At 48.4% G+C, this 20,243-nt stretch carries 21 protein-coding genes and 1 riboswitch; of the genes, 13 read left to right on the forward strand and 8 right to left on the reverse strand.

What is annotated here, in order from left to right:
• The first annotated feature begins 8 nt into the window (after window positions 1-8).
• The gene (locus IEW11_RS06335) at window positions 9-680 is read left to right on the forward strand and encodes a YheC/YheD family protein (RefSeq protein ID WP_188530041.1); all 672 of its coding nucleotides are present in this window, start codon (window positions 9-11) and stop codon (window positions 678-680) included.
• 239 nt (window positions 681-919) lie between these two features.
• The gene (locus IEW11_RS06340; RefSeq protein WP_188530043.1) at window positions 920-1,063 is read left to right on the forward strand and encodes a sporulation histidine kinase inhibitor Sda; all 144 of its coding nucleotides are present in this window, start codon (window positions 920-922) and stop codon (window positions 1,061-1,063) included.
• On the opposite strand, the gene IEW11_RS06345 is transcribed toward IEW11_RS06340, so the two are convergent.
• Together IEW11_RS06345 and IEW11_RS06350 are read right to left on the reverse strand one after the other, a co-directional pair.
• Window positions 1,060-1,317 (reverse strand): hypothetical protein, encoded by a 258-nt coding sequence (locus IEW11_RS06345; protein ID WP_188530045.1) that lies wholly within the window; start codon window positions 1,315-1,317, stop codon window positions 1,060-1,062. The two genes, IEW11_RS06340 and IEW11_RS06345, sit on opposite strands and share 4 nt — an antisense overlap.
• Before the next feature lie 92 nt (window positions 1,318-1,409).
• Window positions 1,410-2,414, reverse strand: coding sequence for an NAD(P)/FAD-dependent oxidoreductase (locus tag IEW11_RS06350; RefSeq protein WP_268237362.1), 1,005 nt, complete (start codon window positions 2,412-2,414; stop codon window positions 1,410-1,412).
• 300 nt (window positions 2,415-2,714) lie between these two features.
• Between IEW11_RS06350 and IEW11_RS06355 the strand changes: the two genes are divergently transcribed.
• Window positions 2,715-3,908: an NAD(P)/FAD-dependent oxidoreductase gene (locus tag IEW11_RS06355; protein WP_188530047.1), complete on the forward strand. Its 1,194-nt coding sequence runs from the start codon at window positions 2,715-2,717 to the stop codon at window positions 3,906-3,908.
• Complete coding sequence (locus IEW11_RS06360) at window positions 3,908-4,147, forward strand: hypothetical protein (RefSeq protein WP_188530049.1); 240 nt, start codon at window positions 3,908-3,910, stop codon at window positions 4,145-4,147. Before IEW11_RS06355 ends, IEW11_RS06360 begins: the two co-directional genes overlap by 1 nt.
• A gap of 24 nt (window positions 4,148-4,171) precedes the next feature.
• On the opposite strand, the gene hemQ is transcribed toward IEW11_RS06360, so the two are convergent.
• Window positions 4,172-4,918: a hydrogen peroxide-dependent heme synthase gene (gene hemQ, locus IEW11_RS06365; RefSeq protein WP_188530051.1), complete on the reverse strand. Its 747-nt coding sequence runs from the start codon at window positions 4,916-4,918 to the stop codon at window positions 4,172-4,174.
• 172 nt (window positions 4,919-5,090) lie between these two features.
• Between hemQ and IEW11_RS06370 the strand changes: the two genes are divergently transcribed.
• The 3 genes from IEW11_RS06370 to dnaI all read left to right on the forward strand — a co-directional run bounded on the left by IEW11_RS06370 (window position 5,091) and on the right by dnaI (window position 7,999).
• Entirely contained in the window at window positions 5,091-5,378 is a 288-nt protein-coding gene (locus tag IEW11_RS06370; protein ID WP_188530052.1) for a YuiB family protein, read from the forward strand.
• A 129-nt stretch (window positions 5,379-5,507) separates the two neighbouring features.
• Window positions 5,508-7,031 (forward strand): replication initiation and membrane attachment family protein, encoded by a 1,524-nt coding sequence (locus tag IEW11_RS06375; RefSeq protein ID WP_188530055.1) that lies wholly within the window; start codon window positions 5,508-5,510, stop codon window positions 7,029-7,031.
• Between the two features lie 14 nt (window positions 7,032-7,045).
• Entirely contained in the window at window positions 7,046-7,999 is a 954-nt protein-coding gene (dnaI, locus tag IEW11_RS06380) for a primosomal protein DnaI (protein WP_188530057.1), read from the forward strand.
• 68 nt (window positions 8,000-8,067) lie between these two features.
• On the opposite strand, the gene IEW11_RS06385 is transcribed toward dnaI, so the two are convergent.
• Window positions 8,068-8,511, reverse strand: coding sequence for a protein-tyrosine phosphatase family protein (locus IEW11_RS06385; RefSeq protein ID WP_188530059.1), 444 nt, complete (start codon window positions 8,509-8,511; stop codon window positions 8,068-8,070).
• Window positions 8,512-8,711: 200 nt separating this feature from the next.
• Window positions 8,712-8,861: a YqzM family protein gene (locus IEW11_RS06390; protein ID WP_188530061.1), complete on the reverse strand. Its 150-nt coding sequence runs from the start codon at window positions 8,859-8,861 to the stop codon at window positions 8,712-8,714.
• Window positions 8,862-9,111: 250 nt separating this feature from the next.
• Between IEW11_RS06390 and uvrC the strand changes: the two genes are divergently transcribed.
• The gene (gene uvrC, locus IEW11_RS06395) at window positions 9,112-10,995 is read left to right on the forward strand and encodes an excinuclease ABC subunit UvrC (protein ID WP_188530063.1); all 1,884 of its coding nucleotides are present in this window, start codon (window positions 9,112-9,114) and stop codon (window positions 10,993-10,995) included.
• Here the strand turns inward: uvrC and IEW11_RS06400 are convergent.
• Entirely contained in the window at window positions 10,967-12,640 is a 1,674-nt protein-coding gene (locus IEW11_RS06400; RefSeq protein ID WP_188530065.1) for a CPBP family intramembrane glutamic endopeptidase, read from the reverse strand. The genes uvrC and IEW11_RS06400 overlap by 29 nt on opposite strands.
• Window positions 12,641-12,881: 241 nt before the next feature.
• Window positions 12,882-13,053: riboswitch (cyclic di-AMP (ydaO/yuaA leader) on the forward strand.
• A gap of 82 nt (window positions 13,054-13,135) precedes the next feature.
• On the opposite strand from IEW11_RS06400, the gene IEW11_RS06405 reads away from it, so the two are divergent.
• Window positions 13,136-14,482, forward strand: coding sequence for a TrkH family potassium uptake protein (locus tag IEW11_RS06405; protein WP_188530066.1), 1,347 nt, complete (start codon window positions 13,136-13,138; stop codon window positions 14,480-14,482).
• 18 nt (window positions 14,483-14,500) lie between these two features.
• Window positions 14,501-15,163, forward strand: coding sequence for a potassium channel family protein (locus IEW11_RS06410; RefSeq protein ID WP_188530067.1), 663 nt, complete (start codon window positions 14,501-14,503; stop codon window positions 15,161-15,163).
• 106 nt (window positions 15,164-15,269) lie between these two features.
• On the opposite strand, the gene IEW11_RS06415 is transcribed toward IEW11_RS06410, so the two are convergent.
• Entirely contained in the window at window positions 15,270-16,172 is a 903-nt protein-coding gene (locus IEW11_RS06415; RefSeq protein WP_188530068.1) for a LysR family transcriptional regulator, read from the reverse strand.
• Between the two features lie 226 nt (window positions 16,173-16,398).
• Between IEW11_RS06415 and IEW11_RS06420 the strand changes: the two genes are divergently transcribed.
• The 3 genes from IEW11_RS06420 to sdhB are packed head-to-tail and all read left to right on the forward strand — an operon-like array spanning window position 16,399 to window position 19,633.
• Window positions 16,399-17,067: a succinate dehydrogenase cytochrome b558 subunit gene (locus tag IEW11_RS06420; RefSeq protein WP_188530069.1), complete on the forward strand. Its 669-nt coding sequence runs from the start codon at window positions 16,399-16,401 to the stop codon at window positions 17,065-17,067.
• Between the two features lie 40 nt (window positions 17,068-17,107).
• A complete protein-coding gene (sdhA, locus tag IEW11_RS06425; protein ID WP_188530070.1) occupies window positions 17,108-18,865 on the forward strand; it encodes a succinate dehydrogenase flavoprotein subunit in 1,758 nt (585 codons plus the stop codon).
• A gap of 3 nt (window positions 18,866-18,868) precedes the next feature.
• Window positions 18,869-19,633, forward strand: coding sequence for a succinate dehydrogenase iron-sulfur subunit (sdhB, locus tag IEW11_RS06430; RefSeq protein ID WP_188530071.1), 765 nt, complete (start codon window positions 18,869-18,871; stop codon window positions 19,631-19,633).
• 146 nt (window positions 19,634-19,779) lie between these two features.
• Here the strand turns inward: sdhB and IEW11_RS06435 are convergent, their stop codons facing one another.
• Window positions 19,780-20,088, reverse strand: coding sequence for a winged helix-turn-helix transcriptional regulator (locus tag IEW11_RS06435; protein ID WP_308422703.1), 309 nt, complete (start codon window positions 20,086-20,088; stop codon window positions 19,780-19,782).
• Window positions 20,089-20,243 lie beyond the last annotated feature (155 nt).

The following is a 20,243-nucleotide window of genomic DNA, read 5'->3' on the forward strand; positions in this document are numbered from 1 at the left end:
TAGAAGATATGGGAGAAGGACAAGGGAGGCAGTTGGCCAGTAAATGGGCAAAAACGACAGCGCTGTTGGCTCATCCTCGAATCGCCCCGCATATTCCGCCTACGAAAAGGTATACAAATGAAAGCCTTCGCTCCATGCTTGAGGCATATGACATGGTTGTCATAAAACCCGTTGTAGGTGGAGGCGGCCATGGAGTCATTAAGATCAGCAAACAAAATGGAGTGTACACTTCTACTTATTTTTCGGATCGAAGAGTGTTTGCCAGCTTTGAAGATTTAGTCCGCGCATTGGCCCCTTTAAAGAGGGGGAGAAAGTATATCATTCAAAAAGGGATTCATCTGGCGTCGATTAGCGGCCGCCCGATCGACTATCGCGTTAAATATGTAAAGGAAGGCAAAGGATGGGTATACAGGGCGATGGTGGGGAGGTTGGCAAGGCGGGGTTTGTTCGTTACGAACTTGTGCCGCGGGGGCTTGCAGATGGCCGCAGCGGAAGGTATTCGCAGATCATTGTCAGCCAGCCTTGTTCGCAGCAAAAAAAAGGAAATGCGCGAGCTGACACAAGTATCAACCAAGGTATTGGAAGGCAGCTTTCCTGGGATTGGCCAGCTTGGGTTCGATTATGGAATCGATACAAAAGGGAAAATATGGATATTCGAGGTTAATACAAGGCCGCAATAACGATATAAAAACTTGATAGATTGATAGATATTCATTAAAGTTTTTTATTGCTAAAACCAGAAATTTAGGTGTGAATAAGTTTATCCACATCATACCCACTGGTAATCCTCATTTTTTGCCGATTGTTCACATCCTATGCACATGCAATCCACATGTTGATGTGGACAATTGGAACGCTTGTTCTGTATTTTGTGACATGCTAAGATGATGAGGAAGAAAAAGGAAAGGGTGAGTGGATTATGAAGATCCTTTCAGATGAGATGCTTGTTGAAACGTACTATGTAGCTGTCCAATTGAAGCTGGAACCGGAGTTTATCGCATTATTGCAAGCAGAGATCAAATGCAGGAGCATTGAACCGGAAACATTTCGTATTGGCGCTTAACGAAGAGTGCCCGATTCCCATTGTGTGACCGATACTTCCACCCGTTTTTCGCATACCGGGCAATTAGCGATATGGGTACATATAATAGCATCGCCGCCGGATGCGGATATTGGAACAACTTCATCTTCGATCGGTTGATATGGGGCATAAGGACCGGTAAAATCATGGATTCTGCCGCTGTCGCTCATCGTCACTCCACATAAAGAACATTCGACTTCTAAAGTGCGTATACCATTGCATACCGGACATAACATTTAGGGTATCCTCCTTGGCAGCCATTCCGAATAAAACGGGATTGGCGTATGTAAGCCAAGCATAGGATACCCTGCTTTGTTGCATTTCATAATTAGAGCTTCATATTACTGCTGTGACCCGGCGATAATTTGGCGCTGGGATCCACATAAACCTTTGCATTATTGATGGCGGTTGGCGCTTCGCCGAATCCGACGGCTATCAGCTTGAGCTTGCCAGGGTAAGTTGTGATGTCGCCCGCAGCGAAGATACCCGGAATGTTGGTTTCCATGCGTGAATCAACAACAAGGGAGCCACCTTGAATATCCAGTCCCCATTCGGCGATTGGTCCAAGTGAAGAGACAAATCCGAAATTTACGATGACTGCATCCACATCAAGGGTAGTCACTTCTTTCGTTTTCACGTGTTCAAGCGTAACAGCTGAGATGCGATCTTCTCCATGCAGCTGTGTGATCTCGCTTGGCGTGATAACGTTTACTTTGGAGTTCATTAAGTTCTCGACACTATGCTCATGCGCGCGGAATTTATCCCGGCGATGAATCAGTGTGACGCTTTCCGCGATTGGCTCAAGCATCAGGGCCCAATCCACCGCAGAGTCGCCGCCGCCGCTGATCAGCACTTTTTGACCTTTGAACTGGTGCAGGTCGCTTACGAAATAGTATAAATTTCTCTTTTCGTATTTTGCTGCTTCCGGAAGTTCAAGACGTCTTGGCTCAAATGCGCCGACTCCGGCTGTAATGATGACTGCTTTTGCAGTATGCATTGATTTGTCCGTGCGGATTTCAAAATGACGTTCATCCTTCTTGATCACTTCAAGCACTTTCTCTTCCAGACAAATTTGCGGAGCAAAATGATCCATTTGATGTTTTAGCTGGTTGACCAGCTCTTGTGCGGTTACTTTTGGAAACCCCGCTACATCATAGATATATTTCTCCGGATACAATGCGGCCAATTGACCGCCAAGCTGGGGCATGCTTTCAATAATTTTGACCGATGCTTGACGCATACCCCCGTAGAAAGCGGCAAACATGCCGGCTGGACCCCCGCCGATAATGGCGATGTCAACCGTATTAAATGATACGACTTCTGGGCTGTTCAAAATTTGCACCTCCAAGGAAAATCAATACAATTTTCATTATAAGTCTTAACAAAAAAAGAAGGAAATAAAAATTTTGTATGTTATTCTAAAGTTTTTCGTATAATTTGCACTTGAACTTTTACTCAAAAGCCGATATTATTTCAGATGTATATATGCGGATAATTTTGTCGAACCGCTTGATGAATGGAGCGGCACGGCCAGCACAAACTAAAATCAAGAAATTCTATTTTTTAATGTGGTTTGTGTAATTTTTCACAATGTATTATAAAAAAGATAATTAGGAATGGAAGGGATCCGGCTATGAGCAACATACCAAAGATTGTCATTCTCGGAGCGGGTTATGGCGGAATTTTAACCGCGCTGCGCCTGCAAAAGGAATTGAATTACAATGAGGCGGACGTAACGTTAGTCAATAAGCATGACTACCATTACTTCACTACGCATCTGCACATGCCAGCTGCAGGAACGGATAATCCGGAAAATGCGCGCGTAGGCATTTCCAAGCTGATCGACGAATTCAAAATTGATTTTGTGAAGTCGACCGTTGTGCAAATTCGCCCACAGGACAAAAAGGTGATTCTTGAGGATGGCACGCTTTCCTACGATTATCTTGTAATCGGCGTTGGCGGAGAACCTGAGACTTTCGGCATTCCGGGCATGATCGAAAATGCCATGAACATCCGCAGCATCAACTCCGTGCGTTTGATTCGTGAGCATATTGAATATCAATTCGCACGTTACAAGCGTGAACCGCACCGTACCGACTACCTTACGTTTGTCGTTGGCGGCGCAGGCTTCACTGGCATCGAGTTTATTGGTGAGCTGGCGGATCGCATTCCAGAGCTTTGCAAGCAATTTGACATCGATCCTGCTAACGTGAAATTATACAATATTGAAGCGGCGCCAACAGCTCTTCCTGGATTTGATCCTGAGCTTGTTGAGTACGCAATGGAAGTGCTGTCCAAGAAAGGTGTTACATTCAAAATCGGCACAGCGATCAAAGAGTGCACGCCTGACGGTGTTATCGTTGGAGAAGGAGAAGAAATTCGTTCCCAAACCGTTATTTGGACAGGCGGTATCCGCGGTAACCGTCTAATTGAAGAAGCCGGCTTCGAAACGATGCGCGGCCGTGTCAAAGTAGATGAGTTCCTGCGTGCGCCGGGTCATGAGAACATTTATATTGTCGGAGATAACTCCCTGATGTTTAACCCTGAGGGCCGTCCTTATCCGCCGACTGCGCAAATCGCTATGCAGCAAGGGGTTACTTGCGCCCACAATCTGGTGGCTTCGATTCGCAATCAGCCGCTCAAAGGGTTTGAATTCAAGAACAAAGGTACGGTTGCATCCCTTGGTAAAGGTGAAGCGATCGGTATCGCTTTCGGTAAAAAATACAAAGGCCGTTTTGCAGCATTGTTGAAAATCGCGATCGACCTTCGTTACTTGTTTATTATCGGGGGCATTCCGCTCGTTCTGCGTAAAGGGAAATTTCTGTAATGCGCCACTGCAGCGTACAAGTTCGTGGGCTGCTGACCAGAGATGAACTGGACCGTTACAACGCTTTGATGGAGGTCGGTTCGTTTCTGGAATCTCAGAATCGGTATGACTTGGCATATACGGTACAAAAGGAAGTCGATTTGTTGATCCAACCGGCCATCGAGCGGTTAAAGGAGAAAGGGCGCGAGCGCGACCGTGCTACGCAGGAATACTTGGACGAAAAGAAAAAGGAAGGCTGATCATAATCAGCTTTCCTTTTTTTGTTACACTTGCAGCATTGCAGATAATTTATCATTGGTAAGAAGGTTGCCGACATAGAAGTCGCCAAAATCGCCGAAGCGCGCGCTGACTTCATCAAAACGCATTTCATAAACCAGCTTTTTGAATTGAATCGGATCATCGGCAAATAGCGTGACACCCCATTCCCAATTGTCAAAACCGACAGAACCGGTAATGATTTGCTTTACTTTACCGGCGTATTGGCGGCCGATCATGCCGTGGCTGCGCATCATGCCGCGGCGCTCATCCATGCTCAGCATATACCAATTGTCGTTGCCCTCCCGCCGTTTGTTCATCGGGTAGAAGCAGATATGGTTCGCTTTCGGCAGAATAGGCTTCAGCCTTGCCATGATCTCCGGATTTTGATACGGATCGCTGCCTGGCTGTGCCATATAGTTGCTCAGTTCTACGACACTGACGTAAGAATAGACGGGAATCGTGAACTGCGCGAAAGAGGTTTTGTTAAATGCGTTTTCCAGCTCACCCAGCTCTTCCAATGTTTCACGCAGATGCATCAGCACCAGGTCGGCCTTCTGCCCGACAATGCTGTACACCGCTGTACTGCCTTGCTTGTTCTGCTCTAATCCGGCCCATTCCTGCAAGAAGGACGACAGCTCGTCCGACGCTTTACGGCGCTCGCTTTCATCGGCGTTTTTCCATGCCGTCCAATTTATCGTACGGAAATCATGGAGGGTAAACCAGCCTTCCAGCGTTTGTGCAACTTCACTCATCGTATATTCTCTCCTTTTACATAAATCTTTTGTTGTAGACATTGTATCGTAATTGCGCAAATGAGAGCAAATGTCGGACTTGTGACAAAACACACGATCAAATTGACTTCGACCGTGCCATCTAATAAACTACTTAATAGCATCCTTGTACTTGTTAGAAAGGGGAACGTTTATGCTGCAAATGCTAATTGCCATGATGCTGTTTTTCGTCATGATGTTCGGCGTCGGGTTTATTCTGAATATGTTATTGAAGACAACGTGGTTTCCGGTCTATTTATTTTTCATTGTAGTGCTGCCGCTGGGCATCTATTACACATGGGACGATTCCTTAAGCTTTGTTGGAAACTTCACGGCATATACATTTGTCGACATTATCACCGTGATTGCGGCATTGATCGGGGCCGTAGTAAGCGGATATACGATGCGTGCTTTAAGACGCGGCGGCTATAGAATGTTCTGATCGGTTCAATCCCAAAAATCCTCCCCTACAGGAGGATTTTTCTTTTTGGCTCTGCATCGAAAGGGAAGCGGATTTATGTTAGAATTAAAAATGATAGAAAAGTATATTGTGTGGATGGAGTAGATGTTGGTGCGCATCGGAAATATACATCAGTTTACAGAGCATCACCGCTATTACATATTTCGTGATTTTTCGCTAAGCAGCATGGATTTCAAGATCATTCAATTCATCTATCAGCCTATGATCGGCGCAGTGGGAGCCAGTCTCTATCAATTGCTCTATCATCAGGTAGCAGCCGACCGGGTCGGCTATTCCTCGCTTGAGCCCCAGCGCAAGCTGTTTTTAGGCTTAGGGCTGGAGATGAATGAGCAGGGGCGCAAGAGCCTGGCCGAGCAAGCATCCAAGCTGGAAGCTGTCGGGCTGCTGCAAACATCCATGCTGGCATTGCCGCAAGGCGAAGATGTCATCTACGAATATGAATTAGCGATGCCGCTGCAGCCGAATGAATTTTTTAAAAATCAGCATTTAACGATGTATTTACGTGATAAAGTAGGGAAATTTGCGGTCATCGCGCTGCGGGAGGAATTTGTAGCGCGCGAGCCCGACGAGCTTGCGATGGCTGAGCTGCATAAAGAGAATATATCGGTTCCGTTCTACGAGCTGTTCCGCCTGAACACGCAGGCGATCGACGGTGAGCTCGAACAAGCGCTCACAGAGGTCGCGCCGGCCAGACAACCGGAGATAAGGACGGTGCCGGAATCGGCGGGCATTCAATACGGAGAAATTATATTGCGGTTTCCACGTCATTCCGTGAACCGCAAGTTTGTGGAGAAGCTTCGCAGCGATGAACGGCGGATGGCCAGTTTGAATTATGTTGCGTATAAGTACAGTTTGAATGTTGTTGACTTATGCCGTCTGCTTGACGAAGATGGGGTATTCTCCTCTTCAGGCGAATTGCTTGAGGACGAGCTGCAGCTGCGCGCCAATCAAATCTACCGGCAGGAGCGGAAGCGGGACAATGAACGTCAGCGTGTCATTGCAAAAACGGACGCCTTTGCGTCTGCCAAGGCCGGCAGCAGTGAAGAGGAGCTGCCTGAAGAAGAGCATGGAGTGTCAGCGGAGGATCAGCTGGAGGTACCGGCTCAATTGGCGGGGAGATGCGATATCGCGCAATACAATATGCTGATGCGCAATGAGCCTCATACGCGGTTTTTGCAGCGGTTTTTTCCCGGGGCTGTACCGGAATGGCTTGAACGCGTCTTTGAGCGCATTGATCTGAATTACCGGCTGCCAGGTGCTGTCATCAATGTCCTGATCCATTATATTTTAGGCGCAAAGGAAGCCCAGCGCGTCAGTAAAACGTTCATCGATGCGGTGGCCGCAAATATGCTGTTGAAGCAGGTGGATACGTTTGAGAAAGCGGTCCGCTATGTGCGTGAACAGAGCAAGCTGGAGGAGCAGAAGGAACGCCGCAGGGAAAGTGGAGCTGCCGCGTCCGGAAGCGGCATTAGGCAGTCGAGAGGCACAGCCCAGCGTGGACAGCGCAAGCAAAGCCTGCCGATCGTACAAGATATGCCGGAAGGTCCGGCCGTGACGCCGGAGGAGTTGGAAGAATTGCGCGAGCTGGCACGTAAGCTTGATGGCAAAGCATAGGAGGTGATGCAAAGATGGAATCGCTTAGCGATGTCCTTAAACAGTGGCCCGCGGGTAAGAATATGACCAATCGTGCGGTACAGATCAAACAAGAATTATTAGCCGACCCTCTTGTCGTCAAGCTGAGGGAGAAATATCCCGAGCTGAGTGATCAAGTGATTCAATTGAACTTGAACCGGCTTTATCAATATACGAATGAACACCGCAGCTGCTCGAATTGCCCTGGACTTGATCGTTGTCCGAACGACCTTGAAGGTCATTATACGATGCTTTCCTGTGAGACGATAAACGGCCTGACGCAGTTAAACGACCGCAAGGTACCGTGCAAGAAGTTTCTGGCCAGAGAAAGCGAGCTTCACATCCGCAGCCGCGTAAAGAGCTTTTACGTGGATGAAACCGCCTTGCAGCGGGGCTATTCAACCGATGAGATTCTCACCAACGACCTGGAACGGGTGAAGGCTGTCGGGCAGGTGATGAAATACATCGATCAGACGAAGCGGGACGGCCTGCAAAGCCGGGGACTCTATATGGCCGGCAAATTCGGAACAGGCAAGACGTTTTTGATGTGTTACATGCTGCATGAGTTGGCCAAAGAGGGGTATTCCGGCGTTATCGTCTATGTTCCTGAATTTGTGGAAGATTTGAAATCGATGTTCCAAGAGCCGCAAAAGCTTAAGGAAACGGTGGAGATGATGAAGGAAACCGATTTGCTGGTCTTTGACGATATCGGAGCGGAGAATTTAAACCCATGGGTAAGGGATCATGTGATGGGCACGATTTTGAATTACCGAATGAACCGCAAGCCGACATTTTATACCTCAAATCACGATCTGGACGTGCTGGAGCGGCATTTTAGCTTCACGAGCAAGGATGGCGATGAGCTGCACAAAGGGCAGCGGATTATGGACCGGATCCGGCCGTTTGTAGATTTCGTAATGGTTAACGGAGTGAATAAGCGCGGCCGATAGGCATGACGAAAGGATACCTGGCGAATGAATTGCCAGGTATCCTTTTTTAATAATAAGCTGAATTTGAATTAGGAATACAGGTTTGACAACGATGAGATTAATTTGGGATGAATCTGTGCTTCGGGACGGATGGTTTGGACTTTCTGCTGCGCTTCCAACACACTTTCTGCCAAGCCCAGCCGGATCAAGGCGCCGCTTGCTACGCAGGCTGTACGGCTTTGTCCGGCCGTACAGTGGAGGGCGACCTTATGCCCGCGTTCGACCAGCTTGGCAACGGTTTCAACAGCTTCATGGATGACTGGCTCCTGGTTGTCCTGTCCATCCATGAGCGGAAAATGCAAATAATGCTGCGGATGCTCCTTACCGGTAAGCTCCTTTTCTCCCCGCAAATCGATAATGACATCACAGCATTCTTTCTCCACGAGGGCTGAGACGTCACAGAGGCCACCGATCCAGACTTTGTTTTCGATCAGCTGCTGATAGGATTTCTTCATTTGCTTTAATTCCGGCATGCCGCCATCCCCTCCTGAACATGAAAGACCGCAATTCCTCATCAGGAAAAAGCGGTTACTACCAATGTATTAACCGGCAGAGCTGAAAATGATTCAGGATTTAAAGAAATTTTTAGAAATGGTTCTGCAGGCTCAAAAAAGGGCTGCGACCGCAAGTTGACCTTCAACTTGGATCACAGCCCTTTGAGTTGCTTCACTTATTACGAGATCAAAAATTTAATAACAACCGCAGCGGCAAAGACGACAAACATAAAGCCGAACATGCCTGCAAAGCCCATGGCAACGTCACTGAAATCGTGCCTTGGTTCCTCGTTATAATGCTCGCGTGGATCATTTACTGCATTTTCCATAACGTAAGTCCTCCTCGAACCGACGGATTCGTTCCGACTCCATTAGGCGCGGGCGTCTCCGTACATACTTATCAGCATCGGTAATTTTAACTCTTATTAGTATACCCAAATTCATGAACAATTGTAAAGACAGCCTTCGTGACAATTATGAGGCAACTTGCCGCCAGGCTTGCGCCCTGTGATACAATAAAAAAAGAATCATCGAAACAATGAATACATTGCTTATGTCACAGGCTGGAGGGAGAGCAAGATGGAGTTACAACCGGAACTGGATGAACGATCACAGCAGCTGCAGCGGGAGCAGGCGGCGGAGAGAATCCGAAGCAAGCTTGCGCTTCTGCCAGATCAGCCAGGCTGTTATCTGATGAAAAATGCGGAAGGGACGATTATCTACGTCGGCAAGGCAAAAGTGCTCAAAAACCGCGTGCGGTCGTACTTTAATGGCACGCATAACGGCAAGACGCAACGGCTCGTCTCGGAAATCCGGGATTTTGAATATATTATTACTTCAAGCAATATGGAGGCACTTATCCTTGAGTGCAACCTGATTAAGAAGTATTATCCGCGTTACAACGTGCTGCTCAAAGACGATAAGTCGTTCCCTTATATTAAAATCACGAACGAGAAGCATCCCCGGCTGGAAATTACGCGCAGGGTCGTGAAAGACAAGGCCAAATATTTCGGGCCGTATCCGAACGCATACGCCGCACAGGAAACAAAGAAGCTGCTTGACCGGCTGTACCCGCTGCGCAAGTGTAAGACACTTCCCGATAAGGTATGCCTATACTATCATTTGGGACAGTGCATTGCTCCCTGCATCGTTGAAATTGAGCAGCCCACGTATGATCAAATGGTACAGGATATTTCCCGATTTCTGGGAGGCGGCCAAGACGAAGTAAAGAACAGGCTGCAGCAAAAGATGGCAGCGGCGGCCGAAGCGCTTGAATTTGAGCAGGCCAAGGAATACCGCGATCAAATTCAGGCCATCGACGCAGTGATGGAGAAACAGAAAATTACGTTGACCGATACCGTCGACCGCGACGTGTTCGGTTATGCGGTGGATAAAGGATGGATGTGCGTCCAAATCTTGTACATGCGCCATGGTAAGCTGATCGAGCGGCATGCCACTACGTTTCCCTTTTATGGGGAGGCTTATGAAGATTTCATGTCTTTTGTTACCCAGTACTACAGTGACAATCCTGCACTTCCGAGAGAGATATTTCTGCCGGAGCAGCCAGCCTCGCAAGAGCTGGAGCATAACACGATTACGGAAGCCGGGGCAGCGGAAGAGCTGGATCAATTGCTGCAGAGCTGGTTAAAGGTGAAGGTCGTGGTACCAAAGCGCGGACGCAAGCGGGAAGTCGTCGAAATGGCGTTGAACAATGCCAAGGTATCGCTCGATGAGAAGTTTCGCTTAATCGAACGCGATGAGGAGCGCAGCGTAAAGGCCTCCGAGGGATTGGCCCAGTGGCTGGGGCTGAACACGGTGCGCCGTATCGAAGCGTTCGACAACTCCAATATCCAGGGGACGGATCCTGTATCCGCGATGGTTGTGTTTACAGACGGCAAACCGGACAAGAAGGAGTATCGTAAATATAAGGTCCGAACTGTAAAAGGGCCGGATGATTATGAAACGATGCGCGAAGTCATCCGGAGACGATATGAGCGGGTGCTGAAAGAAGGAATAGTACCGCCTGATCTCATCGTCGTGGATGGAGGCAAGGGGCAAATCTCTGCTGCGGTGGATGTGCTGGAGAATGAATTGGGCCTTGCCATTCCCGTATGCGGATTGGTCAAGGATGCCAAGCACAAGACCGCCCAGCTGATGACTGGAGACCCGCCGGTCATCGTTCCGCTGCCGCGTGACAGCCAGGAATTCTATTTGCTGCAGCGAATTCAGGACGAAGTGCACCGGTTTGCGATTTCGTTCCACAGAGAGCAGCGCGGCAAATCGATGGTGGCATCACGGCTGGATGCGATACCGGGCATTGGCGAGAAACGGCGCAAGCAGCTGCTGAAACATTTCGGCTCGCTGAAAAAAATAAAAGAGGCCTCCGTCGAAGACTTTCGGCCTCTTTCCATCGGCGACAAGCTCGCCGGTCAAATTATTGCTGCATTGAGGGAGGAACCGTGACCTGCGGTTTCGGCCCTCTTTTTTCATGCCAAAATTTTATAATCCAAGCGATGATCACCGGCAGCACGATGTATACGATACCCGCGATAATATTTACTGCCGAGCCATAGAAGAACAGCATGATCGCCATCATGACGCTATTGAAGATCGCATGGGTGAATACCGCCGTAATAAAACCGAATTTGATAAAGATATAACTAAAGAGCAAGCCTACGATCGTAAGTTCGATTAACCGTGTAGTCGATGGATAAATCGGATAGCTAACATGTCCCATCGCCCAGATTACGGTAGGGATCAACGAAGCGAAAAACTTGTTCTTGAACCATTTGTACAGCAGTCCAATGCCGAACAGCCGATAGATGGCTTCCTCAGAGATGGCCGCACACCATGCCAGCATCGGAAACAGCCACAGCATCCCCAAATTATACGGCGATTGGGTAACATCGCTTGTCGTCCACATGCCTATGCCGTTTTGCAGCACGATAAAGATGACGGTCTGGACACCCATCAGCATGAATGCGAGCAGATAAGACAACTTCATGCTTCGCCATACGTGGACGCCGTAACCTTGCTCCCGGAATCGCGGCCAAAGCTTAAAGCCCATCTGCCTCCAGAGGGCATCGCCGCCGACTAGGGAGAAATACACAGAGGCTGCCATAAGCAAGGTTATCAGTATGGTGATGATCATCCCCGCCGCAACAAAGCTGCCGGCGTCTTGGGTTTCGCCGAAGCCTGCGCGAATGCCGTCGGCCATATTAAAGTTATTCACGAGATAAAAAGCAAGGAATACGCCGGTTATAAACAATCCTCTGATGAAGGAAGAGTACTGCCTGTATAACGCAGCATAGATAATCGCCAGAATGAACAGGATTGCAGTAAACAGCAAGTAACCGCCAAAGGACATGAAAGAAGCGAGACGGTCCTGCCTCTCAACGTAATCCGTGTAGCTGTCCGGAACAACGAATTGCGGTTTGTAAGTAAGGGCAAGGATCTCGTTGTTGGCCGTTTGTGCCGTGCGGATGCGCAGCTGCAGCTGCGCTTCGCTGATTTTGCTGCCTATGACGTCGAATGTAAGCAAGCCGTTGCTATCGATCCCCGGATGGGCTCTCAGCTCTTGCGGACGAAAGCCTTGCTGCGTCGCAAACTCTTTTGCCGTTTCCACTGCCTGCTCGTAATTTGCACCTATAGCAGCCTTGTCTTCGTCGGTTTGAAAATCGCGGCTGAATTTATTCCAAGCAACGATTTGACCCGATTCCATATGTACATAGACATAATATAAGGTCGTGCGCGCTGGATTGTCCTGTCTTGGCGTACGAACCTCGACTTGAAAGGTATCAGCGGGAAACCGCTGATTGTATTGTTTATCATAGGTGTCCAGCAGCTTTTCTTTGGATAAATAACCATTGAGTATTTTATCCGATTGGTGAACGACATGGGTGGAGGTCGGTTGGACACCGTATTGCTCCGTAATAAATGCGACAGCCTGTGCTTGCGCCTCCGATTTCTCGATCACCCTGTCATTTGAGCCGGCGGAGAAAGTATCCATGGCGGAGGGCAGCACCTGTGCCATAAAATAGATAAGCGCGCCCAGCGCACCGAATAAAATTAATTTTTTCCAAGGGGGATCATGTTGAAGCGGATTCATTGCAACACCTCTGTGAACGAATTTTGGTCAGTTAACCGTATACAATTACATTATCATAGTTCTGGCTCGAATATCCAATGCCATAGTGCGTATTTCTATCCTAAACGGAGCAAGAGCACGGATAACCCCGCCAAACTATGATTTTATTGATTTTCATCCCTTATTTATGATGATTTTGACTTTGTTTTCACTCATTTCAAATTTGGTATTTCTTAATAGCAGCGTATATAATCAAAATCAATTACATAAGCAGCCGAATTTCCAAGTGAAAACGGGGGAACCATAATGCTGCCGTTACCGGTAGCAAGGGGTGAATTTCAATCATCAAGCCGTACTGGCCGGATGTTTGAATAGGGCGACCTGTTCGTGCCCGAATCCGTCAGCTAACCTCGTAGGCTGCCAGAACAGGACTCATCGCGACGAGCATTGGGTTTCCAGTGCTTTTTTTCGTGCGCAAATTACACATAACAAACATCTAGAAAAGGCTGCGGGGTGATGAATTTGTTTCGAATGCTGAAGTTAACGACATGGTCGCCTCCGCGTGTACTTGTGACGGGATTTGCGCTCATTATTATGATTGGCAGTTTTTTGCTCTATATCCCTGCAGCCTCCACAAACGGCGTCTCGTTAAGTTATATTGATGCTCTATTCACGGCAGCTTCTGCGGTATGTGTGACCGGACTTGTCGTTGTGGATACCGGAACCCACTTTACTATATTTGGGCAAATCGTGATTCTTACGCTTATCCAGCTCGGCGGTTTAGGCTTTATGACGATGGCAACTTTATTCGCATTTATGCTCAAGAAACGGATCTCGCTGCGGGAGCGGCTGATTTTGCAGGAAGCGATGAACCAAAGCAGTATCGAGGGAATTGTCAGGCTGATCAAAAAGGTATTTATCTATTCTGTCGTCATTGAACTGGCTGGCGCCGTATTGTTTACGATTCGTTGGGCTTTCGACATGCCTTTCAAGCAAGCGGTATATTTCGGAATTTTTCATTCCATTTCATTATTTAACAATGCCGGGTTTGACTTGTTTGGCGAGTTTAGGAGCTTAACCCTGTATGCCGAAGATCCGATTATAAATATAACGGCTATGCTGTTAATCATTTTGGGCGGGATCGGCTTTGTTGTCCTGTCTGATCTATTGGATTATAAGAAGACCCGGCGATTATCCTTACATTCGAAAGTGGTACTGTCGATGACTGGCGTTTTGATTATGGTCGGCGCATTCGTCGTTTTCATCTTTGAATATACGAATGAGGCGACGCTTGGATTGTATGGACTGGACGGAAAGGTATGGACTTCCTTCTTTCAATCCGTGACGCCGCGGACAGCAGGGGCCAATACGCTTGATATCGCATCATTGCGGCAGGCAACGCAATTTTTCATCATTATCCTTATGTTTATCGGTGCATCTCCGGGATCAACCGGCAGCGGGATAAAAACTACGACGTTTGCTATTTTGCTTGCGTCCGTATTTGCAATGATCCGGGGCAAAGACGATGTCGTATTGTTTCGGATGCGACTGGCAAAAGAACGAATTTTAAAGGCTTTGACAATTACGATTCTATCGCTTGTTTTCGTCGTATCGATAACGATGGTGCTGACGACGACCGAGGATCAGCAGTTCTTGAAAATATTGTTCGAGACGACTTCCGCTTTCGGAACAGTAGGGCTGTCCATGGGAATTACGCCGGAGCTGACAGTCGTCGGTAAACTGTTAATTTGTCTGGCCATGTTCGTTGGACGGCTCGGGCCGTTAACGCTTGCTTACGCTCTGAAAACGAAGAAGGAAAAAACATTATACCGCCATCCTGAAGGCAACCTCATCATTGGATAGAATGGAGCTAGAAGCAAGATGAAATTAAATCAATTTGTCATTATTGGGCTGGGCCGTTTCGGTTCGAGCGTAGGCAAGGAACTTATGCAATTAGGTCATGAAGTATTGGGAATTGATAGTAACGAAGAGCGGGTTGACGATATGAGCAACATTCTCACCCATGCCGTTGTGGCCGATGCGACAGAGGAGGATGTGCTGCGGTCACTGGGCGTCCGCAACTTTGACTGCGGGGTAGTTGCGATCGGAGACGATATTCAAAACAGCATTTTGACCGCCATTTTGCTTAAGGACTTAGGTGTCAAACAGGTCGTTGCCAAAGCATTAAGCGAACTGCACGGGCGGGTGCTCGAAAAAATCGGCGTCGACCGTGTCATTTATCCGGAGCGGGATATGGGAATCAGGGTTGCCCATCAATTGGTCTCGCCTAATCTGCTTGATTATATCGAGCTGTCAAAAGACTACACGATCGCCGAGCTCACAGTACCGAAGTGTTTATCCGGCGTATCGCTGCAGGAGCTGAATCCGCGCGCACGCTTCGGCTGCAGTATCGTTGCGATTAATAAGCCGCAGGGCGTGATCATAGCGCCGACTGCGACGGATGTGCTGTCAGAGCGCGATGTCATGGTCATTATCGGCACGAATGATCAGATTGAAGATTTCGAGGAGACAGTCATCCGATAATATCAACCTATGAATTCATCAGCCTGCACGGATGAATTGTAGTATAATGGAAAAGATAAGGACAGCAGCCTCTTTCGGGGCGCTGTCCTTATCTTTTTATATCGTTTCATTGCCCTTTTTTGCGGGCATAGAGAGCGGCAATCTCGTCCAGCCAGAGCCTGACGGAAGAGCCCTGGGAATCGACCCTATTATTATAGATGAGAGACGTTGTGCGCTTTGTTTGTTCCAGCTCGCGTACAGGTACAACGGTCAGTTCGTTGTCCTCGAGCAGCTGCTGACGCAAATACGATTTGGGCAGCAGTGTGGCGGCACGGCACGTATGCAGTAACCGCAAGATGGCCTCGAATGAATCGATTTCCATCCGAACATCCGGTGCAAGCTGATAGGTATGGAACAGCTCGTCAGTCAAAATCCGGTACCATGTGTTCTTCGAGAACAGTATCATCGGCAGGCCGTCGAGATCGTTGATATCAGGAACCCTCTCGAGCACTAAATGGTTTTTCGGCACGACAAGCTCGAGATGGTCATCAAATAACGGAATGCATTGCAGATTCGGATCGGTAATTTGCGAGGCGACAACGCCAAGGTCAGCTTTCTGTTCTCTGACAAGCGACACGATCTCATGCGTCTTGCCGGTAACGGCTTTAATCTCAAGATCGGGGTTAGAGGAGGTCATGACCTGGATCAGATCCGGCAGTGTGGTTTGCAGCGTCGTTAAGCTGGCGCCTATCGTCAGTTGGGTGCGGCCGGCTGCTTTGAACTCGTTTACGGATTGCAGGTATCGCAGCTGCAGCTGACGAAGCTCCAGTGCAAATTCATAGGTGATTTGGCCGATGCGCGTGAGCTCGAGCCGTTTGCCAACCCGGCGGAATAGCTCTACACCCAGCTCCTCTTCCAATTTGATAATCTTGCGGGAGAGCGCGGGCTGAGACAGATTCAGCTTGGCGGAGGCCCGGTTCAGGCTTGATTGCTCGACAATTGTACTGAACATATGCATTTCTTCCAGCATGTTATTTCACCCTTCATTATCTCTTATGCGTTATCGTTATAAGTTATTATACAAAATCAGCAATTCCATTATAAGCGAAAAAGGAGTACCATGAGAAGTGTGACTATTATGTGTCAAAACATGTCAGAACGTGCCCTAGCTTTTTATTGACGCCCCCTAGGGCGAAGGTTAAAATGGTATTTGGTTATTAACGTACGTACAGTCTGGAAAGGAGAACGCTAACGTTATGAAAGGAAATTCGTATTACTCGCGCAAGATTCACTCGCTGCTTGGGGTGATTCCACTCAGCTTGTTTATTGTCCAGCATGGGGTGTCCAACTTCCAAGCGGTCGATGGCGGACCGGAGGGGTTCCAAAGAGCGGTTGAATTTTTGAACAGCCTTCCGTTCGTGCCGGTACTTGAGCTGTTTGGTATTTTTCTGCCATTGTTATTCCACGGGGTGTACGGGTTGTACATCGCTTATCAGTCGAATAACAACCTGGGTCAGTTTTCTTATGGTAGAAACTGGGCTTTTACGCTGCAGCGGGTATCCGGCGTAATTACGTTTATTTTCGTATTCTGGCATGTCTACCAAACTCGCTTTCAAGTGTTTATCGGCAATACGACCCACGGTGAGCTGGGGTCAACGATGCACGATATTGCGAACAATCCGCTGTTCTTTGCATTGTACACAATCGGTGTAATCGCTGCAGTATTCCATTTTGCTAACGGCATGTGGGCATTCCTCGTCAGCTGGGGAATTACAGTGGGCCCGCGCGCACAGCGCATTTCTTCCTATGTATGGATGGTTGTTTTCGTACTTGTTTCTGCGATGTTCCTGGCTTCGCTGGTTGCTTTCCGCGGTGATGAGTTCAAAGAAGCAGCCGCAGTATTAGATATCGTCCGCACCATTTAAGAGAAGTTCGGCTAGTTTTCAAGACAAGGAGCGAATCGAAATGGCAAAAAATAAAGTTGTTGTCGTGGGCGGCGGCCTGGCGGGCTTGATGGCGACCATCAAAGCTGCTGAAGCCGGCGTACACGTTGATCTATTTTCTATTGTACCGGTTAAGCGTTCCCACTCCGTTTGCGCGCAAGGCGGCATTAACGGTGCGGTAAACACGAAGGGTGAAGGCGACTCGACCTGGGAGCATTTTGATGACACGGTTTACGGCGGAGACTTTCTTGCGAATCAGCCTCCGGTAAAAGCGATGTGTGATGCAGCACCTGGAATTATTCACTTAATGGACCGGATGGGTGTTATGTTCAACCGTACACCTGAAGGCTTGCTCGATTTCCGCCGTTTTGGCGGCACCAAGTACCACCGTACTGCGTTCGCCGGAGCTACGACCGGACAACAGCTGCTTTACGCACTGGACGAGCAGGTCCGCCGCTGGGAAACAGCCGGATTGGTTACAAAATACGAGCACTGGGAATTCCTTGGCGCGGTATTGGACGACGATGGCATCTGCCGCGGCGTATCGGCGCAGGATCTCCGTTCGATGGAAGTGCACACGGTTGCTGCGGATGCCGTTATTCTGGCAACCGGCGGTCCCGGCATTATTTTTGGCAAATCGACGAACTCGGTTATCAACACCGGCACAGCGGCAAGTGCCGTATACCAGCAAGGCGTTTATTATGCGAATGGTGAGTTCATTCAGATCCATCCGACAGCAATCCCGGGCGATGACAAGCTGCGCCTGATGTCCGAGTCGGCACGCGGTGAAGGCGGCCGGATCTGGACCTATAAAGATGGTAAGCCTTGGTACTTCCTTGAAGAAAAATATCCGGCATACGGAAACCTCGTTCCGCGCGATATTGCGACACGGGAAATTTTCAGTGTCTGCGTGGATCAGAAGCTCGGCGTCAACGGTGAAAACATGGTTTATCTGGACCTCTCGCACAAGGATCCAAAAGAGCTGGACGTGAAGCTCGGCGGTATCATTGAAATTTATGAGAAGTTCATGGGCGACGATCCTCGCAAAATTCCGATGAAAATCTTCCCGGCAGTCCATTACTCCATGGGCGGCATGTGGGTTGATTACAATCAGATGACTAACATTCCCGGCTTGTTTGCTGCAGGGGAGTGCGAGTATCAATATCACGGAGCAAACCGTCTTGGCGCGAACTCGCTTGTATCCGCGATTTACGGCGGCATGATGGCTGGCCCGAAAGCAGTTGAATATATCCGCGGCTTGAAGAAATCGGCAGAGGACATTTCCTCTTCCGTATTCGAAAACGAGAAAAAACGCCAAACGGCAAACTATGAGCGGATCTTGAAAATGGACGGCACGGAGAACGCATATGTACTTCATCGTGAGCTTGGCGAATGGATGACGAACAACATGACGGTTGTTCGCTACAACAACAAGCTGCAGGATACGATTAACAAGATCAAAGAACTCAAACAACGCTACAACAATATCAATATTAATGATACAGCGAACTGGAACAATGCAGGGGTAGCCTTCACCCGTCAGCTGTGGAATATGCTTGAGCTTTCCGAAGCGATGACACTCGGCGCTTTGCTCCGTAACGAAAGCCGCGGTGCCCATTACAAGCCGGAATTCACAGAGCGCGACGATGAGAATTTTATGAAGACAACCAAAGCGAAATGGACTGCAGAAGGCCCGCAAATCTCTTACGAAGATATCGACGTTTCTTTGATCCCGCCGCGTAAACGCGATTACACGACGGACAAGAAGAAAGGAGAATAACAAATGGCTGAAGCGACAGTAGCGAACAAAACAATTAAACTGGTCATCAAACGCCAGGATCGTCCCGATTCACAGCCGTATGATGAAACGTTCGAGATTCCTTATCGTGCGAATATGAACGTTATTAGTGCCCTTATGGAAATCCAGCGCAATCCGCAAAAGCAAGACGGGCAGAAGACATCCCCGGTATGCTGGGAATCTAACTGTCTGGAAGAGGTTTGCGGCGCGTGTTCCATGAACATCAACGGGAAACCAAGACAAGCTTGTACGGCGCTCGTAGACAAATTGGAACAGCCGATCCGGCTTGAGCCTATGAAAACCTTCCCGGTTGTGCGCGATTTGGTCATTAACCGCGAACGGATGTTTAATGCGCTCAAACGCGTGAAAGCATGGATTCCAATTGACGGTACGTATGATCTTGGTCCAGGTCCGCGGATGGCGGAAACGAAGCGCCAATGGGCATACGAGCTTTCCAAGTGTATGACCTGCGGTGTCTGCCTGGAAGCTTGTCCGAACGTGAATGACCGGAACAGCTTTATCGGTCCTGCCGCGATCTCGCAGGTTCGTCTGTTCAATGCGCATCCAACTGGCGAAATGAACAAAGAAGAACGGCTTGAAACCTTGATGGAGGACGGCGGTATCGAAGGCTGCGGCAACTCGCAAAACTGCGTTCGCGCCTGTCCGAAAGGCATTCCGCTTACGACATCGATCGCTGCAATTAATAAAGATACGACTAAACAAATGTTCAAAAAATGGCTGGGCATGTAATTGCCTTTAGTGCCTGCAGAAAAGGCTGTATCCCGAATGTAAGTGTCGGGATACAGCCTTTTTTGTGTTAAGACAGAGCAAAGGCTGTTCGATCCAAGCGAATAAATCGCCTAGAGAGAACAGCCCTTACATTCGGCAACGGTGCGTTACATCCAATGCTCGCCCCACTCTTGGATGGACTGGATGACAGGTTCCAAGCCTCTTCCTTTGCCGGTGAGTTCATATTCGATGCGGACAGGCATTTCGGGATACACTGTTCGCTTAACAACGTCCATCATTTCGAGCTCCTTCATCCGGTCGGTCAGCATTTTATCGCTCATCTCGGGAATTTGCTCTTTAATTTCCTTGAAACGCTTTGGTCCGCCCAGTAACACACGGATGATCAATCCTGTCCATTTCTTACCCAATAATTCTGCGGCGGATTCGTACTTCGGACACATCTTTGAATAGTCCACAGGTATCACCCCACTTTATTAATCTATTGTAACACGATGGCATGTAAAACGTAAGAGTGATCTCAAAAAAAACTATAAACTAATAATAATATATTTACTTGATAAAAGTAAGGACAATCCAGCATAAATCCCAATTCTCTTCCAGAAACCCGGTT

This window comes from Paenibacillus abyssi (assembly GCF_014640295.1).
Classification (GTDB): domain Bacteria; phylum Bacillota; class Bacilli; order Paenibacillales; family Paenibacillaceae; genus Paenibacillus_D; species Paenibacillus_D abyssi.

Coding starts and splice junctions, on each gene's coding strand:
- IEW11_RS06335 (WP_188530041.1), top strand. CDS start 9: ATGGGAGAAGGACAAGGGAGGCAGTTGGCCAGTAAATGGGCAAAAACG.
- IEW11_RS06340 (WP_188530043.1), top strand. CDS start 920: ATGAAGATCCTTTCAGATGAGATGCTTGTTGAAACGTACTATGTAGCT.
- IEW11_RS06345 (WP_188530045.1), bottom strand. CDS start 1,317: ATGTTATGTCCGGTATGCAATGGTATACGCACTTTAGAAGTCGAATGT.
- IEW11_RS06355 (WP_188530047.1), top strand. CDS start 2,715: ATGAGCAACATACCAAAGATTGTCATTCTCGGAGCGGGTTATGGCGGA.
- IEW11_RS06360 (WP_188530049.1), top strand. CDS start 3,908: ATGCGCCACTGCAGCGTACAAGTTCGTGGGCTGCTGACCAGAGATGAA.
- hemQ (WP_188530051.1), bottom strand. CDS start 4,918: ATGAGTGAAGTTGCACAAACGCTGGAAGGCTGGTTTACCCTCCATGAT.
- IEW11_RS06370 (WP_188530052.1), top strand. CDS start 5,091: ATGCTGCAAATGCTAATTGCCATGATGCTGTTTTTCGTCATGATGTTC.
- dnaI (WP_188530057.1), top strand. CDS start 7,046: ATGGAATCGCTTAGCGATGTCCTTAAACAGTGGCCCGCGGGTAAGAAT.
- IEW11_RS06385 (WP_188530059.1), bottom strand. CDS start 8,511: ATGCCGGAATTAAAGCAAATGAAGAAATCCTATCAGCAGCTGATCGAA.
- IEW11_RS06390 (WP_188530061.1), bottom strand. CDS start 8,861: ATGGAAAATGCAGTAAATGATCCACGCGAGCATTATAACGAGGAACCA.
- uvrC (WP_188530063.1), top strand. CDS start 9,112: ATGGAGTTACAACCGGAACTGGATGAACGATCACAGCAGCTGCAGCGG.
- IEW11_RS06400 (WP_188530065.1), bottom strand. CDS start 12,640: ATGAATCCGCTTCAACATGATCCCCCTTGGAAAAAATTAATTTTATTC.
- IEW11_RS06405 (WP_188530066.1), top strand. CDS start 13,136: ATGAATTTGTTTCGAATGCTGAAGTTAACGACATGGTCGCCTCCGCGT.
- IEW11_RS06410 (WP_188530067.1), top strand. CDS start 14,501: ATGAAATTAAATCAATTTGTCATTATTGGGCTGGGCCGTTTCGGTTCG.
- IEW11_RS06415 (WP_188530068.1), bottom strand. CDS start 16,172: ATGCTGGAAGAAATGCATATGTTCAGTACAATTGTCGAGCAATCAAGC.
- IEW11_RS06420 (WP_188530069.1), top strand. CDS start 16,399: ATGAAAGGAAATTCGTATTACTCGCGCAAGATTCACTCGCTGCTTGGG.
- sdhA (WP_188530070.1), top strand. CDS start 17,108: ATGGCAAAAAATAAAGTTGTTGTCGTGGGCGGCGGCCTGGCGGGCTTG.
- sdhB (WP_188530071.1), top strand. CDS start 18,869: ATGGCTGAAGCGACAGTAGCGAACAAAACAATTAAACTGGTCATCAAA.